Below are 13,807 nucleotides of genomic sequence, written 5' to 3'. Positions count from 1 at the left end.
GGCGCTCGTCCGGCGGCGGCCCGTTCGCGCGTGGTTCGATTGCGGCGAACGGGTGCGAGACGGGAGTGCCGGGTGTTGAGCGGGTGGCTGGCGGAGGGCGTGTCGGTCGTCCTGCTCGTGCTGGTGCTGGTGTGCGCGGTGGTGCGCCCCCGTGGACTGCCCGAGGCGGTGGTGGCGGTGCCCGCGGCGGCGGTCGCGGTGCTGACCGGGGCGATCGGGCTGCCGCACGCGTGGGACGAGGTGGTGCGGCTGGCGCCGGTCGTGTGGTTCCTGGCGGCGGTGCTGGTGCTGGCGCAGCTGTGCGCGGACGAGGGTCTGTTCCGGGCCTGCGGTGCCTGGCTGGGGCGGTGGGCGGCGGGACGGCCGCAGCGGTTGCTGGCCGGGGTGTTCGGGCTCGCGTCGGTGATCACGGCGGTGCTGAGTCTCGATGCGACGGTCGTGCTGCTGACCCCGGTGGTGTTCGCGACGGCGGCACGGGCCGGGGTGCGGCCCAAGGCGCCGGTCTACGCGTGCACGCACCTGTCGAACACGGCCTCGACGTTGCTGCCGGTGTCGAACCTGACGAACCTGCTGGCGTTCACGGCGAGCGGGCTGTCGTTCACGCGGTTCGCCGGGCTGATGGCGGGCCCGTGGGTGGTGGCGGTGCTGGCCGAGTACCTGGTGTTCCGGCGGTTCTTCGCGCACGAGCTCGCCGGCAGCGCCGAACCGCGGCACGAGGAGGCGCCCGAGATGCCGGTGTTCGCGCTGGCGACGGTCGTGGCCACGCTCGCCGGTTTCGTGGTGACCTCGGCGGTCGGCGTGGACCCGGCCTGGGCGGCGACGACGGGCGCCGCGGTGCTGGCGGTCCGGGCGCTGGCGCGGCGGCGAACGACGGTCCGCAAGGTCGTGGCCTCGGTGTCGCTGCCGTTCCTGGCGTTCGTGCTGGCGCTCGGGATCATCGTGAAGGCGGTCGTGGACAACGGTCTCGGCGCCGCGCTGGCCCGCGTCATCCCCGACGGGAACGGCCTGGTGGCCCTGCTCGCGATCGCCGCGCTGGCGGCGGTGCTGGCGAACCTGATCAACAACCTGCCCGCGGTCCTGGTGCTGCTGCCGCTGGTGGCCGCCACCGGTCCCGGCGGTGTGCTGGCGGTGCTGCTCGGGGTGAACATCGGCCCGAACCTGACGTACGCGGGCTCGCTGGCGACGTTGCTGTGGCGGCGGATCGTCCACCAGCACGACCACGACGTGGACCTCGGCGAGTTCACCAGGCTCGGCCTGCTGACCGTGCCGGCGAGCCTGGTCGCCGCGGTGGTGGCACTGTGGGGTTCCCTGCTGCTGATCGGAGGCTGAGTGGCCGTCCTGGTCTGGGTCGTCGAGGGCACCTGGCCCGCGTGCGTCGACGCGGCGAAGGCCTACCCGAACGCCGACATCACCCTCCTGCACGTCAGCGGTCACGACGTGCCGCACGCGGCCCACGGCGCGTTCGCCGGCCTCCTCGGCCGCCGCGGCCTCGACCCCGGCACGACCCTGGAGTCGCTCGCATCGACCTCAGGCTCGGACCTGCTCGCCGCGGCTGCTTCGCGACTTGGTCGGCCGTGCACCCGGCTGGAGCGGTCGGGCCGGGTCGAGCGGGAGGTCGTCGCGGCGGCGGAGGGGGCGGAGCTGCTGGTCGTGGCGCGGGACGGGGACCACGGGCGTCCGGGGCCGAAGAGCCTCGGGCCGGCAAGCCGGTACGTCGTGGACCACGCACCCTGCCCGGTGCTGCTGGTGTGGGCAGGGTGAGGGCGGGCACGGCGGCTGGGGGTGAGCGGGGTGTGGCGGCGGGTACCGGGCGAGGGTGAACACCGCGGTTGCGAACGGGTCAGCGGCCCGACGCGGTGAGGCGAGCGGCGCGGCGGCGGACGCCGGGCCTGAGTGGACGTTGCGGCTGCGGACCGGGCAGCGGTCCGTCGGGCGCGGTGAGGTGCGGGCGGTCGTGTCGGCGGACGGCGGGCGGGGGTGGACGCTGCGGTTGCGAACGGGCCAGCGACCCGTCAGGACGCGGTGAGATGCGGGCGGTCGTGTCGGCGGACGGCGGGCGGGGGTGGACACTGCGGTTGCGAACCGGCCAGCGACCCGTCAGGACGCGGTGGGGTGCGAGTGGACGTGCCGGCGGGCGCTGGGCCGGAGTGGACGCCGCGGTTGCGAACGGGCTATCGGCCCGGCCTGACTCGGTGAGGCGAGCGCGGCGGCTGGGGTGAGCGGGTCGTGGTGGCGGATGCCGGATGGGGGGAGGCTGCGGCTGCGGACCGGCCAGCAGCCCGTCAGGGCGCGATGGGGCACGAGCGGATGTGCTGGCAAACGCCGGTCTGGGAGGGACGCTGCGGTCGTGAACCGGCCGACGCCCACCAGGGCCCGGTGGGACGCGGGCGCGCGTGCCGGCGGACGCGAGGCCAGAGTGGACGCTTGGGCTGCGAACCGGCCGGCGGCCCGTCAGAGCGCGGGGCGCGAGCGGGCGTGGCGGCCGCGAATCGGCCGACGCCCCGCCGGGCGCAGTGGAGCGGGCGTGCCAGTTGCCGAGCCGCGCCGCGGCGTGGCTCGCGTGGCCGGACGCGGCGTGGGCGGCCAGACTGACGATCATGCAGGAGCTGGCGTTGCTCGCCGTCGTCGCGGTGCTGATCATCGTCGTGGTGTCGTACGTCGCGCCGCGGGTCGGGGTGGCGGCGCCGGTGCTGCTCGTGGTGGTCGGGATGGTGTGCAGCCAGGTGCCCGGTGCGCCGCACGTGGTCGTGGAGCCCGAGTGGATCCTCGTGGTGGTGCTGCCGCCGATCCTCTACTCGGCGGCGGTGAACGTGCCGGTGATGGACTTCCGGCGCAACTTCCGCGCGATCGGCGCGTTGTCGGTGTTGCTGGTCGTCGGGTCGGCGTTCGGCACCGGGCTGCTGATCTGGTGGTTGTTGCCCGAGATCGGGTTCCCGGCCGCGGTCGCGCTCGGTGCGGTGATCAGTCCGCCGGACGCGGTGGCGGCCACGTCGATCGGCAAGCGGCTGGGGTTGCCGCCGCGGCTCGTCACCATCCTGGAGGGTGAGGGGCTGGTCAACGACGCGACGGCGCTCGTGCTGTTGCGCACGGCCGTGGCGGCGATCGCGGGCACGGTCAGCTTCTGGGGCGCGCTCGGCGACTTCGGGCGGGCGGTCCTCATCGGCGTGGTCGTGGGTGCGGTGGTCGGGGTGGTGTCGGTCTGGGCCCGGTCGCGGATCCAGGGGCAGCCGGTGCTGACGACCGCGATCTCGTTCGTCGTGCCGTTCCTCGCCTTCATCCCGGCAGAGGAGCTGCACGCGTCCGGCGTGATCGCCGTCGTGACGGCGGGGCTGATCACCGGTCATCAGAGCGCGAAGCGGTTCACCGCGCACGACCGGATCTCCGAGCGCACCAACTGGCGCACCATTCAGTTGTTGCTGGAGAACGGTGTCTTCCTCCTGATGGGGTTCGAGATCACGGCGGTCGTCAGCGACGTGCGGGCATCGGGTGAGAGCGTGTGGGCCGCGTTCACCCTCGGCCTGCTGGCGACGGCGCTGCTGATCGTCCTGCGGGTGGTGTTCGTGGTGCCGCTGATCGCGTTGCTGCGCCGCCAGCAGCGCCGTGCCGACCGGCTCACCGGGCGGATCGAGGCGGTGCTCGACCGGATCTCCGAGCACGGCCCGCAACCCGGCAGGCGCTACGAGCGCGCCACCAGGGCGTTGCAGCGCAAGCACGCGGACGCCACGTTCTTCGCCAGCGAAGGGCTCGGCTGGCGTGGCGGTGCGGTGCTCGCGTGGTCGGGCATGCGCGGCGTCGTCACGCTCGCCGCCGCCCAGTCGCTGCCCATCGACGTGCCCCACCGCGCGGAGCTCGTGCTGATCGCGTTCACCGTCGCGATCGTCACGCTGCTCCTGCAGGGCGGCACCCTGCCCACGCTCATCCGGCTGCTCGGCATCCGCGGCAACGACGAGGAGCACGAGCGCCGCGAGTACGCCCGCCTCGCCGCCGAGATGATGACCGCGACCCAGGCCGTGCTCGAGAACACCGCGCTCGAACGCCAGAACGGCAAGCCGTTCGACGAGGCGGTGCTGGAGCAGGCTCGGGCACGAGGTCTCGCCCTGGCGGAGATCCTCGACAAGATGCTGACCGCGGACCGCGATCCGGACAGCCCCCTGCACCAGCAGGGGGAACTTCAACGCCTCCTCCTGGACGCCCAGCAGAACGCCCTGCTCGATGCCCGCGCAGGAGGGACGTACAGCTCGCACACCCTCGAACGCGCGCAGAACTTCATCGACGGCCAAGCCGCTCGCTTCACCGCCTGACGCCGCCCGGCAGCGGCGCAGACCGGATCGGCACCGGGGCCCGGCCGCGACGAGCACGACCGGGGCATCCACCCCCGACGACGAGGACACGACCAGCGCTCGGGGACTGCCGCACCCCTCGTTCCGACCGTGCACCGACAACGGTAGCGACGAGGTCTGACAATTTCGGAAGCCCAGGTCAGCGGCCCAGGGCGTGCGTCGCCGTCGCTCCACCGTCCACCGCGAACTCCCCGCCGGTGCAGTACGCGCTCTCGTCGCTGGCCAGGAACAGCACGACGTTCGCCACGTCCTCCGGCTGCCCGATCCGCCGCAGCGCCAGCCGCCTGCCGATCGGCGACACGTCGATCTCGCGGCCCAGCGCCGTGCTGACCATGGGCGTGTCGATCGCGCCGGGGTGCACCGAGTTCACCCGGATCCCGTGCTCCCCCAGCTCCAGCGCCGCCACCTTCGTCATGCCGCGGATCGCGAACTTCGACGCCGTGTACGCGGTCAGCATCGGCATTCCGGCGAGCCCCTCGACCGACGACACGTTCACGATCGACCCGCCGCCGGCCCGCTTCATCGACGGCACGACGGCACGCATCCCGAGGAACGTCCCGACCTGGTTGATCGAGACGACCCGCTGGTAGTCGGCCAGGGTGGTGTCCGCGAGCGGCGAGAAGTGCAGCACGCCCGCGTTGTTCACCAGCACGGAGATCTCGCCCAGCTCGCCCGCCGCCGACACCGCCGCCGCCCAGTCGTCCTCCGACGACACGTCCAGGTGGAAGTAGGGCGCGCCGAGCGACGCGGCCAGCTCCTTGCCCGGTTCGTCGAGCACGTCGGTCAGCAGCACCGACGCGCCCTCGGCGACGAACCGGCTGGCCGCTGCCGCACCCTGGCCGCGGGCCGCGCCGGTGATCAGGGCGACCTTGCCGGACAGCCGCATCACATCAGCTCGTCGGTCAGCGGCATCATCACGGTCTTGAGCTCGGTGTAGGCCTCGTAGGCGCTCTGCCCGCCCTCACGGCCGAGCCCGGACTGCTTGTACCCGCCGAACGGCACGTGCGGCTCCAGCTGGAACCCGTTGACGCCGATCATCCCGGCGCGCAACGACTTCGCGACCCGGAACGCCCGCTTCACGTCGTTGGTGTAGATGCCGGCACCGAGCCCGTAGTCGGTGTCGTTGGCCAGCCGGACCGCCTCGTCCTCGTCGTCGAACGGCACCACGGTCAGCACCGGCCCGAAAATCTCGTCGCGCGCCACCGCCATGTCGTTGGAGACGTCCGCGAAGATCGTCGGCGCCACGAAGTTGCCGGACGCGAACTCGCCGTCCAGCCGGGTGCCGCCGGTGACCAGCCGGGCGCCTTCCTCCTGGCCGCGGTCGATGTAGCCGAGCACGCGCTCCAGCTGCCGCTCGTTGATCAACGGGCTCGCCAGCACCGCCGGGTCGAACGGGTCGCCGAACGTCACGGCCCCGGCCATCATCGTGGCCATCGTGACGAACTCCTCCTGCACCTCGCGCGCGACCAGCGCACGGGTGTGGGCCACGCACGCCTGCCCCGACAACCCCATGGTGACCATGCCCATGCACGTCATCGCGGCGAGGCCCACGTTCGGCGCGTCGGCGAACACCAGTGCGGGGCTCTTGCCGCCCAGCTCCAGCGACACCCGCTTCATCGTCCCCGCCGACGCCTCGACGATCTTGCGGCCGACCGCCCGCGACCCGGTGAAGCTGATCTTGTCCACCAGCGGGTGCGCGATCAGCGCCTGCCCGGTCGGCTCTCCCGGTCCGGTGACCAGGTTGACCACTCCGTCGGGCAGCCCGGCCTCGGTCAGCAGCTCCACCATCCGGATCACGCAGAACGACGCGAACTCCGACGGCTTCACCACGACCGTGCAGCCGGCGGCCAGCGCGGGCGCGAGCTTCTGCGCGAAGAGCACGAACGGCGCGTTCCACGGCAGGATCGCCGCGACCACGCCGACCGGCTCGCGGAACGTCATCGCCAGGTGGTCACCGCCCTGGTACGGCGGCAGGGTCTGGCCGCCAGCCTTGTCGATCCAGCCCGCGTGGTGCTCGAAGATGTCCGCCGCGATCCCCACCGAGGTCGCGTAGATCTGCCCGAACGACAGCGGCACCCCGTTGTCCAGCGCCTGCAGTCCACGCAGCTCGTCGGCGTTCTCCCGCAACAGGTTCGCGTACCGCAGCAGCACCCGGACGCGTTCCTGCACCCGAGCGCGCGACCACACGCCGTCGTCGAACGCCTTGCGCGCGGCCAGCACCGCGTCGTCGACGTCCCCCGGCGTGGCGACGGCGAACCGGCCGATCTCCTCGCCGGTCGCGGGGTGGCGGTGCGTCCAGGTCTCCTCCGCGTCGCGGAACTGACCTCCCACGAAGAGCCGGCCGTCCTTCAACCCCAGCGTCTCGCGGTGCGGTTGCACGGTGAGCGTCACAGCTCCTCCTACAGGGCGAGCGTTTCGGTACAGGAGAAAGTCCTCTGCGGATCACGCGCGGCGAAGTACCCCGCGACGTCCTCCAGCGCGTCGAAGCGCTGTTCCACGGCCGGGGGCGCCATCAGGGCGACCATCCCGCCGTGCACCACGAACACCTGCCCGCTGATCTCCGCGGCCGCGGGCGAGGCCAGGTACGCCACGAACCGCGCGACGTGCACGGGGTCCAGCGGGTCGGCGCCGCTGGGCGCGTCACCGAAGACGTGCGCGGTCATGCCGGTGCGCGCACGGGGGCAGATCGCGTTGGCGCGCACGCCGTACCGGCCGGTGCCGCGGGCGGTCGCGACGGTCAGCGCGGTGATCCCCGCCTTGGCCGCCGCGTAGTTCGCCTGGCCCTCCGACCCGAGCAGGAACGCCTCGGAGGAGGTGTTGACGATCCGCGCGTACACCGGTCCGCCCGAAGCCTTCGACTGCTGCCGCCACAGTGCGACCGCGTTGCGCGACAACAGGAAGTGGCCGCGCAGGTGCACGCGGACCACGAGGTCCCAGTCCTCGTCGGACATGTTGACGAGCATCCGGTCGCGCAGCACGCCCGCGTTGTTCACCACGACGTGCAGCCCGCCGAGCTCCACCGCCGCGGCCACCAGGGCGTCGGCGGTGTCGCGCTCCCCCACGTCGCCCTCGACCACCGCGCACTTCGCGCCGCGCTCCTCGACCTCGGCCACGACCGCGTCGGCCACTCCCGGCAGGTCGTTCAGCACCACCGACGCGCCGGCCCCGGCCAACGCAAGCGCTTCTGCCCTGCCCAGCCCGGCACCGGCGCCCGTGACGACGGCGACCTTCCCCGCAAGGTCCACAAGAGACTCCTAGTCGAACAGCACTACCTGCCGGATCAGCGATCCGCCGCCGCGCAACGCCTGCAGGCCCTCGTTGAGGTCCTCGAACCGGATCCGCTTGCTGATCATGCCCTCCAGGTCGAGCCCCCCCTGCCGCCACAGCGCCAGCATGCGCGGCACGTCCCGCCGGAAGTTGGCCGTCCCGTAGAACGACCCGTGCAGCGTCTTGTCGTGCAGGAACAGCTCCTGCGCGCTGAACGACACCATCGCGTCGGCCTTGCCCGCGCCCACGACCACCGTGTGGCCGCCACGCCGGGTCAGGTCCCACGCCTGGCGGATCGTCGCCGGCAGCCCCACCACGTCGAAGACGTAGTCGAAGCCCATGCCCGTGTTCAGCTGGTTGTTCAGCTCGGCGATGCCGTCCGGTGTCGTCGCGTGCGTCGCACCGAAGTGTTGTGCCACCTCGTGCTTCTCCGTCACCGGGTCGACGGCGACGATCTTGGCGGCTGCGGCGAGCCGCGCGCCCTGGATCACCGCGATGCCGACGCCACCGCAGCCGATCACCGCGACGCTCGCGCCCGGTTCGACCCTCGCGGTGTTGAGCACCGCGCCGACGCCGGTCAGGATGCCGCACGACAGCAGCGCGGCGACGTCGAACGGGATGTCGTCGTCGATCTTCAGCGCCGCGTCCGCCGGCACCACCATCTCCTCGGCGAACGCACCGAGCCCCGCGTACCCGAACGCCGGGTTCCCACCCACCACGAACCGCGGTGACGTGAACGCGGAGAGCGTGTGGACGAGGCACAGATGTGGTTGGGAGCTCACGCATTGCGCGCACTTCCCGCACGGCGGCACGAACGTGATCACGACGTGGTCGCCCACCGCGAGCGACGTCACGGCGCTGCCGATCTCGACGACCTCCCCCGCGCCCTCGTGCCCGACCACCCCCGGCACGAGGGCCGGCAGCGTTCCGTCCATGGCGGACAGGTCGCTGTGGCACACCCCGCACGCCTTGATCCTGATGCGGACTTCCTGCGGCCCCGGCGCGGTGGTGGTCACGTCGTCGCGGAGCTCGAGCTTGTCGTCGCCGACCTGGTTGAGCACGGCAGCCTTCACCGGTATCACTCCTCGCTGAGCTCACGGCCGAGGTACCCGTCGCACACTAGAATCTGTTCCTGTTCGTGACAAGGTCCATCAGCGTGAGAGCCGGAGCGCACTCTTGGGGCACGACGCCACCGCCCGCTCGGCCACCGGCTCCTCCGCCGACGTCACGACACCGGGCCGGATCTGCAGAACTTCGTCATCGTCGAGATCGAATACCTCGGGCAGGATTGTCGTGCACACGCCGTGCGCCTCGCACAGCGACGGGTCGACGTCGACCTTCATCGCGGCCTCCTGACAGAAAATAGAACTTGTTCTAGAGTAGCGGGCATGCGCATCGGTTTCACGCCCGAGCAGGAGAGCCTGCGCGACGAGCTGCGGGCGTACTTCGCGGCGCTCATGACACCGGAGCGCAGGGCCGCGCTGAGCTTCCGGCGGTGACTACGGCGACGCCGAGGTGTACAAGGACACCGTCCGCCAGATGGGGAAGGACGGCTGGCTCACCATCGGCTGGCCGCGGGAGTACGGCGGCCGCGACCGCCCCATGATCGAGCAGCTGGTCTTCCTCGACGAGGCCTCCGCGGCGGGCGCGCCGGTGCCGTTCCTGACGCTGAACTCCATCGGACCGACGATCATGGCGTACGGCACCGAGGAGCAGAAGGCGTTCTACCTGCCGAGGATCGCCGGCGGTGAGATCCACTTCGCGATCGGCTACAGCGAGCCGGAGGCGGGCACCGACCTGGCGGCACTGCGCACGCGGGCCGTCCGCGACGGCGACGACTACGTGGTCACCGGCCAGAAGATGTGGACCAGCCTCGTCCAGTACGCCGACTACGTGTGGCTCGCGTGCCGCACCGACCAGGGGTCCGAACGGCACCGGGGCCTGAGCATCATCATCGTGCCGACGGCGTCCGAGGGCTTCTCCTGGACACCGGTGCCCACGATGTCCGGCCCCACCACCAGCGCGACCTTCTACGACGACGTGCGCGTGCCCGCCGCGAACCTCATCGGCACCGAGCACCAGGGCTGGAAGCTCATCACCAACCAGCTCAACCACGAACGCGTCGCGCTCTGCTCGGCCGCTCCGTTGCAGACCGCGCTGCGCGAGGTCCGCCAGTGGGCGCGGGAAACCGGTGCCGACCGGCAGGAGTGGGTCCGGCTGCACCTCGCGCGCGTGCACGCCAAGACCGAGTACCTCAAGCTCATCAACTGGAAGCTCGCGTCCGGCGGCGATGAGGCGCCCTCACCCGCGGAGGCCTCCGCCACCAAGGTGTTCGGCACCGAGTTCGCGACCGAGGGCTACCGGTTGCTGATGGAGGTGCTGGGGGCCGGCGGCATCGTCCGTGCGGGCTCCCCTGGCGCCCTGCTGCACGGCCGGGTCGAGCGCATGCACCGCTCCGCGCTGATCCTGACGTTCGGCGGCGGCACCAACGAGATCCAGCGCGACATCATCGCGCGGGCCGGCCTCGGGCTGCCCGCCGTACCTCGGTAGGAGGAGACGTGGACTTCACGCTGACCGAGGCGCAACGGGAGCTGGCCGCGCTGACCCGCGAGATCGTCGAGTCCTCCGGCGCACCGTGGGCCGACCTCGTGAAGGCGGGCGTGGTGCCGGAGGACCCGGCCGAGCTCGGCGTGCTGGAGCACTGCGCGGTGCTGGTCGAGCTGGGGCGCGCGGTCGCCGCCGTCCCGTACCTGCCGACGACGCTGGCGCAGACCGCCCTGGCCCTGTCCGGCCGGCGCGTCGACCCCGCGACCGTGCTGTCGGTGGCGCTCGCCGAGGACCCCGCGGGCGCGAAGACCGCGGTGCCGTTCGCGACGTCGGCCGAGGCGTTCCTGGTGGCGTCGGGCGACGAGGTGTTCCTCGTGCAGGCCGCGGACCTCGACATCGCACCGCAGGTGCTCCTCGACGGGTCGGAGGCGGGCACGTTCGCGTTCACCGGCGGCGGCGAGCCGGTCGAGGGCGTCACCCCCGGCTGGCTCACCACCCGCTACGCGCTCGGGTTGTGCGCCTACCAGCTCGGCGTCACCGAACGCGCGCTGGAGCTCACCGCCGAGCACGCCCGCACGCGGGTGCAGTTCGGGCGGCCGATCGGGGCTTTCCAGGCGGTGGCCCAACGCCTGGCCGACGCCTACGTCGACGTCTCCGCGATCCGGCTGACGTTGTGGCAGGCTGCCTGGCGGCTGGCGGAGGGCTTGCCCGCCGAGGCCGAGGTGGCGACCGCCAAGTTCTGGGCCGCGGACGCCGGTCACCGGGTGGCGCACACCGCCGTGCACGTCCACGGCGGGACGGGCATCGACATGGGCCACGGGGTGCACCGGTACTTCACGGCGGCCAAGCGCGCCGAGTTCGAGCTGGGCGGGGCGACCGCCCAGCTCCTCAGGCTCAGCGCGGCCATGTGACCGGCAGGCCCCGACCCGCTCACCGCGCGAGCTCGCCCAGCCGCTTCACCGTGTCCTCGAACTCGGCGAGCAGGTCGGCGATCACCTCGGCGACCGGCCGCACCTCGTTCATCCGCCCCACGACCTGCCCGACCGGCATCGACACCACCGACGGGTCCGAGGACCGCGCGATCCGCTGGTGCGCCTCGCTGACCAGGATGTTCTGCAACGGCATGGGCAACGGGTCGGGTGCGTGGGCCGACGCCCACGCCTCGGTCCAGCGCGTCCTGAGCAGCCGCGCGGGTTTGCCGGTGTAGATCCGGGTCCGCACGGTGTCACCGGACCCGGCCGCCAGCAACGCCTCCTGCGTGGAGGAGTTGCCCAGCGCGTACTCGGCGGTCGTGAGCCAGCAGGAGCCCATCCACACGCCGGAAGCGCCCAGTGCCAGCGCGGCGGCGGCTTGCCGGCCGGAGCCGATGCCTCCCGCGGCCAGCACCGGGACGTCCACGGCGTCCACGACCTCCGGCACGAGCACCATCGTGGCGACCTCGCCGGTGTGCCCGCCGGCCTCGTAGCCTTGCGCCACCACGACGTCCACGCCGTTCTCGACGTGCCTGCGGGCGTGTTCGGCCTTGCCCGCGAGGGCGGCGACCGGGACACCGGCGGCGTGCACGCGTTCGATCACGTCCACCGGCGGGGAGCCCAGCGCGTTGGCGACGAGCCGGACGGGGTGCTCCAGCGCCACGTCCACGTGCGACCGGGCCACCGAGTGCAGCCAGCCGAGCACGCCCTCGCCGCCGGCGCCCTCGGGGAGCGGTGGCACGCCGAGGGAGAGCAGGGTGCGGTCCACGAAGTCCCGGTGGCCCTGCGGGATGAGCTTGTCCAGGTCGACCTGCGTGCCCTCGGTCGGCACCTTGGCGGGCATCACGATGTCGACGCCGTACGGTTTGCCGTCGGTGTTCTGGTCCATCCACGTCAGCGCGCGGTCGAGGTCCTCGGCGTCGTTGAACCGCACGCAGCCCAGCACGCCGAGACCACCGGCGCGGCTGATCGCGGCGGCCACGTGCTCGGACGGTGTGAAGCCGAAGACCGGGTGTTCGATGCCGAACGTGTCACACAGGTTGGTGCGCATGCTCCTCCACGTGGCGCCGGGCCCACTGGTAGTCGGGTTTGCCGCTGGGGGTGCGGCCGATCTCGTCGACCAGCCAGAGCGAGCGCGGCACCTTGTAGCCGGCCAGCGTCTCGCGGACGTGAGCGTCCAGTTCGGACAGTGTCGGGGTGGCGCCGTCACGCGGCTGGACCAGCGCGCCGACCCGTTGGCCGAGCAGGTCGTCGGGGATGCCGATCACGAGCGCGTCGAACACGCCGGGGTGCGACTTCAGCACCCCTTCGACCTCTTCGGGGAACACCTTCTCGCCGCCGGTGTTCACGCACGTGTTGCCGCGGCCCAGCAACGTGATGTCGCCGTCGGCCTCGAACCGGGCGAAGTCACCGGGAACCGTGTAGCGCTTGCCGTCGACCTCGATGAACATCTGCGCGGTCTTCTCGGGGTCCTTGTAGTAGCCCAGCGGGATGTGGCCGCCGCGGGCGAGCTTGCCGACGACACCGGGTTCCGGTTCGAGCCTGGTGCCGTTCTCGTCGACGACGATGGTGTCCTCGTTTAGCTTCACCTTCGTGCCGTCGGTCTTCACCATCTCCCTGGGCACCGCGCCGATGCCGGTGGACCCGGTCTCGCTCGACCCGATCGACTCCAGCAGCGTCGTGTGCGGCAGCAGCTCGTGGTACTGCTTCTTCACGGTGTAGGAGAAGAGCGCGGCGCTGCTGTTGATGATGAACAACGACGACCCGTCGTACTCGCCGCGCTGGAACTCCTCGATCAGCGGCCGGCCCATGGCGTCGCCGGTGATCACGGCGACCTGCACCTTCTCCCTGCCGATCACCCGCCAGACCTCGGCCGGGTCGAACTTCGGCACCAGCACGACGGTGCTGCCGCCGAACAACGCGCCGAGCACGGCCCACTGCGCGGCACCGTGGATCAGCGGCGGCAGGCACAGCCGCACCAGCCCGTAGTCCTTGCCGGAGTTGGCCTGCTGCCACTCGTCGGTGACGCGCTCGCCGGTCACGAAGTCGATGCCGCCGCCGAGCGTGCGCCACACGTCCTCGTGCCGCCACATCACGCCCTTGGGCATGCCGGTCGTGCCGCCGGTGTAGAGGATGTAGAGGTCGTCGGCGCTGCGCGGGCCGAAGTCCCGGTCGCCGGACTGGGCGGCCAGCGCGGCCTCGTACTCGGTGCCGCCGAAGTCCTCAAAGGACTCGTCGTCGATCACGACCCTGAGCTCCGGCGCGTCGACCTCGGCCACGAGCGGTGAGTAGCGGCGCTCGTGCACCAGCGCGACCAGGTCCGCCTCACCGAACAGGTACTGCAACTCGTTCTTGGTGTAGCGGTAGTTCACGTTGATCGCGACGGCCCGCAGCTTGTAGACCGCGAGCATCGCCTCGACCAGCTCGATGGAGTTGCGCGCGTACAGGCCGACGTGCTGACCCGCTGTCACGCCGTTGCTTGCCAGGTGGTGCGCCAGCTTGTTGGCGCGCGCCTCGAGCTCGGCGTAGGTGACCCGCTTGGCACCGCAGATGAGCGCGGTGCGGTCGGGCACGGTGTCGGCGGCGTGTTCAACGAGGTCTGCGACGTTGAGGGCCATGTCCTGCAAAGTAGAACGTGTTACTGTTCTGGACAATCCCCCGTGCGGTCAGACTCGATCCAGG

Annotated in this window: 12 protein-coding genes and 1 pseudogene; 6 read left to right on the top strand and 7 right to left on the bottom strand. The window is 71.8% G+C overall.

The genetic code is table 11. From position 1 onward, the window contains the following. Nucleotides 1-75: 75 nt before the first annotated feature. The 4 genes from ACVDFE_RS24035 (at nucleotide 76) to ACVDFE_RS24020 (ending at nucleotide 4,301) form a co-directional block, all read left to right on the top strand. Nucleotides 76-1,329 carry an SLC13 family permease gene (locus ACVDFE_RS24035; protein WP_458434388.1) on the top strand — a complete coding sequence of 418 codons (1,254 nt, stop codon included), beginning with the start codon at nucleotides 76-78 and terminating at the stop codon, nucleotides 1,327-1,329. Next, nucleotides 1,330-1,761, top strand: a complete 432-nt coding sequence (locus ACVDFE_RS24030; RefSeq protein WP_458431936.1) for a universal stress protein — start codon at nucleotides 1,330-1,332, stop codon at nucleotides 1,759-1,761. A gap of 55 nt (nucleotides 1,762-1,816) precedes the next feature. Further along, nucleotides 1,817-2,026 (top strand): hypothetical protein, encoded by a 210-nt coding sequence (locus tag ACVDFE_RS24025; protein WP_458431935.1) that lies wholly within the window; start codon nucleotides 1,817-1,819, stop codon nucleotides 2,024-2,026. A gap of 505 nt (nucleotides 2,027-2,531) precedes the next feature. Continuing rightward, nucleotides 2,532-4,301 carry a cation:proton antiporter gene (locus ACVDFE_RS24020; RefSeq protein WP_458431934.1) on the top strand — a complete coding sequence of 590 codons (1,770 nt, stop codon included), beginning with the start codon at nucleotides 2,532-2,534 and terminating at the stop codon, nucleotides 4,299-4,301. 178 nt (nucleotides 4,302-4,479) lie between these two features. Here the strand turns inward: ACVDFE_RS24020 and ACVDFE_RS24015 are convergent, their stop codons facing one another. From ACVDFE_RS24015 to ACVDFE_RS23995, 5 genes are all read right to left on the bottom strand, one after another. After that, complete coding sequence (locus tag ACVDFE_RS24015; protein ID WP_360388980.1) at nucleotides 4,480-5,226, bottom strand: glucose 1-dehydrogenase; 747 nt, start codon at nucleotides 5,224-5,226, stop codon at nucleotides 4,480-4,482. Continuing rightward, nucleotides 5,226-6,731: an aldehyde dehydrogenase family protein gene (locus tag ACVDFE_RS24010; protein WP_458431933.1), complete on the bottom strand. Its 1,506-nt coding sequence runs from the start codon at nucleotides 6,729-6,731 to the stop codon at nucleotides 5,226-5,228. Before ACVDFE_RS24010 ends, ACVDFE_RS24015 begins: the two co-directional genes overlap by 1 nt. Nucleotides 6,732-6,739: 8 nt before the next feature. Continuing rightward, entirely contained in the window at nucleotides 6,740-7,585 is an 846-nt protein-coding gene (locus tag ACVDFE_RS24005) for an SDR family NAD(P)-dependent oxidoreductase (protein ID WP_458431932.1), read from the bottom strand. 9 nt (nucleotides 7,586-7,594) lie between these two features. Beyond that, entirely contained in the window at nucleotides 7,595-8,680 is a 1,086-nt protein-coding gene (locus ACVDFE_RS24000) for a Zn-dependent alcohol dehydrogenase (protein WP_458431931.1), read from the bottom strand. Between the two features lie 78 nt (nucleotides 8,681-8,758). Continuing rightward, nucleotides 8,759-8,950: a ferredoxin gene (locus ACVDFE_RS23995; RefSeq protein ID WP_458431930.1), complete on the bottom strand. Its 192-nt coding sequence runs from the start codon at nucleotides 8,948-8,950 to the stop codon at nucleotides 8,759-8,761. A gap of 45 nt (nucleotides 8,951-8,995) precedes the next feature. Here ACVDFE_RS23995 and ACVDFE_RS23990 point away from each other — a divergent pair. Together ACVDFE_RS23990 and ACVDFE_RS23985 are read left to right on the top strand one after the other, a co-directional pair. Next, nucleotides 8,996-10,157: pseudogene (locus ACVDFE_RS23990) on the top strand (acyl-CoA dehydrogenase family protein). Nucleotides 10,158-10,165: 8 nt separating this feature from the next. Continuing rightward, nucleotides 10,166-11,065 (top strand): acyl-CoA dehydrogenase family protein, encoded by a 900-nt coding sequence (locus ACVDFE_RS23985; protein ID WP_458431929.1) that lies wholly within the window; start codon nucleotides 10,166-10,168, stop codon nucleotides 11,063-11,065. A 19-nt stretch (nucleotides 11,066-11,084) separates the two neighbouring features. Here the strand turns inward: ACVDFE_RS23985 and ACVDFE_RS23980 are convergent, their stop codons facing one another. Both ACVDFE_RS23980 and ACVDFE_RS23975 read right to left on the bottom strand, forming a co-directional pair. Further along, the gene (locus tag ACVDFE_RS23980) at nucleotides 11,085-12,176 is read right to left on the bottom strand and encodes an NAD(P)H-dependent flavin oxidoreductase (protein ID WP_458431928.1); all 1,092 of its coding nucleotides are present in this window, start codon (nucleotides 12,174-12,176) and stop codon (nucleotides 11,085-11,087) included. After that, nucleotides 12,157-13,743 carry an acyl-CoA synthetase gene (locus ACVDFE_RS23975; protein ID WP_458431927.1) on the bottom strand — a complete coding sequence of 529 codons (1,587 nt, stop codon included), beginning with the start codon at nucleotides 13,741-13,743 and terminating at the stop codon, nucleotides 12,157-12,159. Before ACVDFE_RS23975 ends, ACVDFE_RS23980 begins: the two co-directional genes overlap by 20 nt. Nucleotides 13,744-13,807: the final 64 nt, after the last annotated feature.

The organism is Lentzea chajnantorensis (assembly GCF_054300775.1).
The sequence above is the reverse complement of the archived record's forward strand: the minus strand, read 5'-3'. Positions and strand labels throughout refer to the sequence as shown.

Bases quoted from the DNA above. Each gene is read 5' to 3' on its own strand.
- ACVDFE_RS24015 (WP_360388980.1), bottom strand. From the start codon at position 5,226: ATGCGGCTGTCCGGCAAGGTCGCCCTGATCACCGGCGCGGCCCGCGGC.
- ACVDFE_RS23995 (WP_458431930.1), bottom strand. From the start codon at position 8,950: ATGAAGGTCGACGTCGACCCGTCGCTGTGCGAGGCGCACGGCGTGTGC.
- ACVDFE_RS23980 (WP_458431928.1), bottom strand. From the start codon at position 12,176: ATGCGCACCAACCTGTGTGACACGTTCGGCATCGAACACCCGGTCTTC.
- ACVDFE_RS23975 (WP_458431927.1), bottom strand. From the start codon at position 13,743: ATGGCCCTCAACGTCGCAGACCTCGTTGAACACGCCGCCGACACCGTG.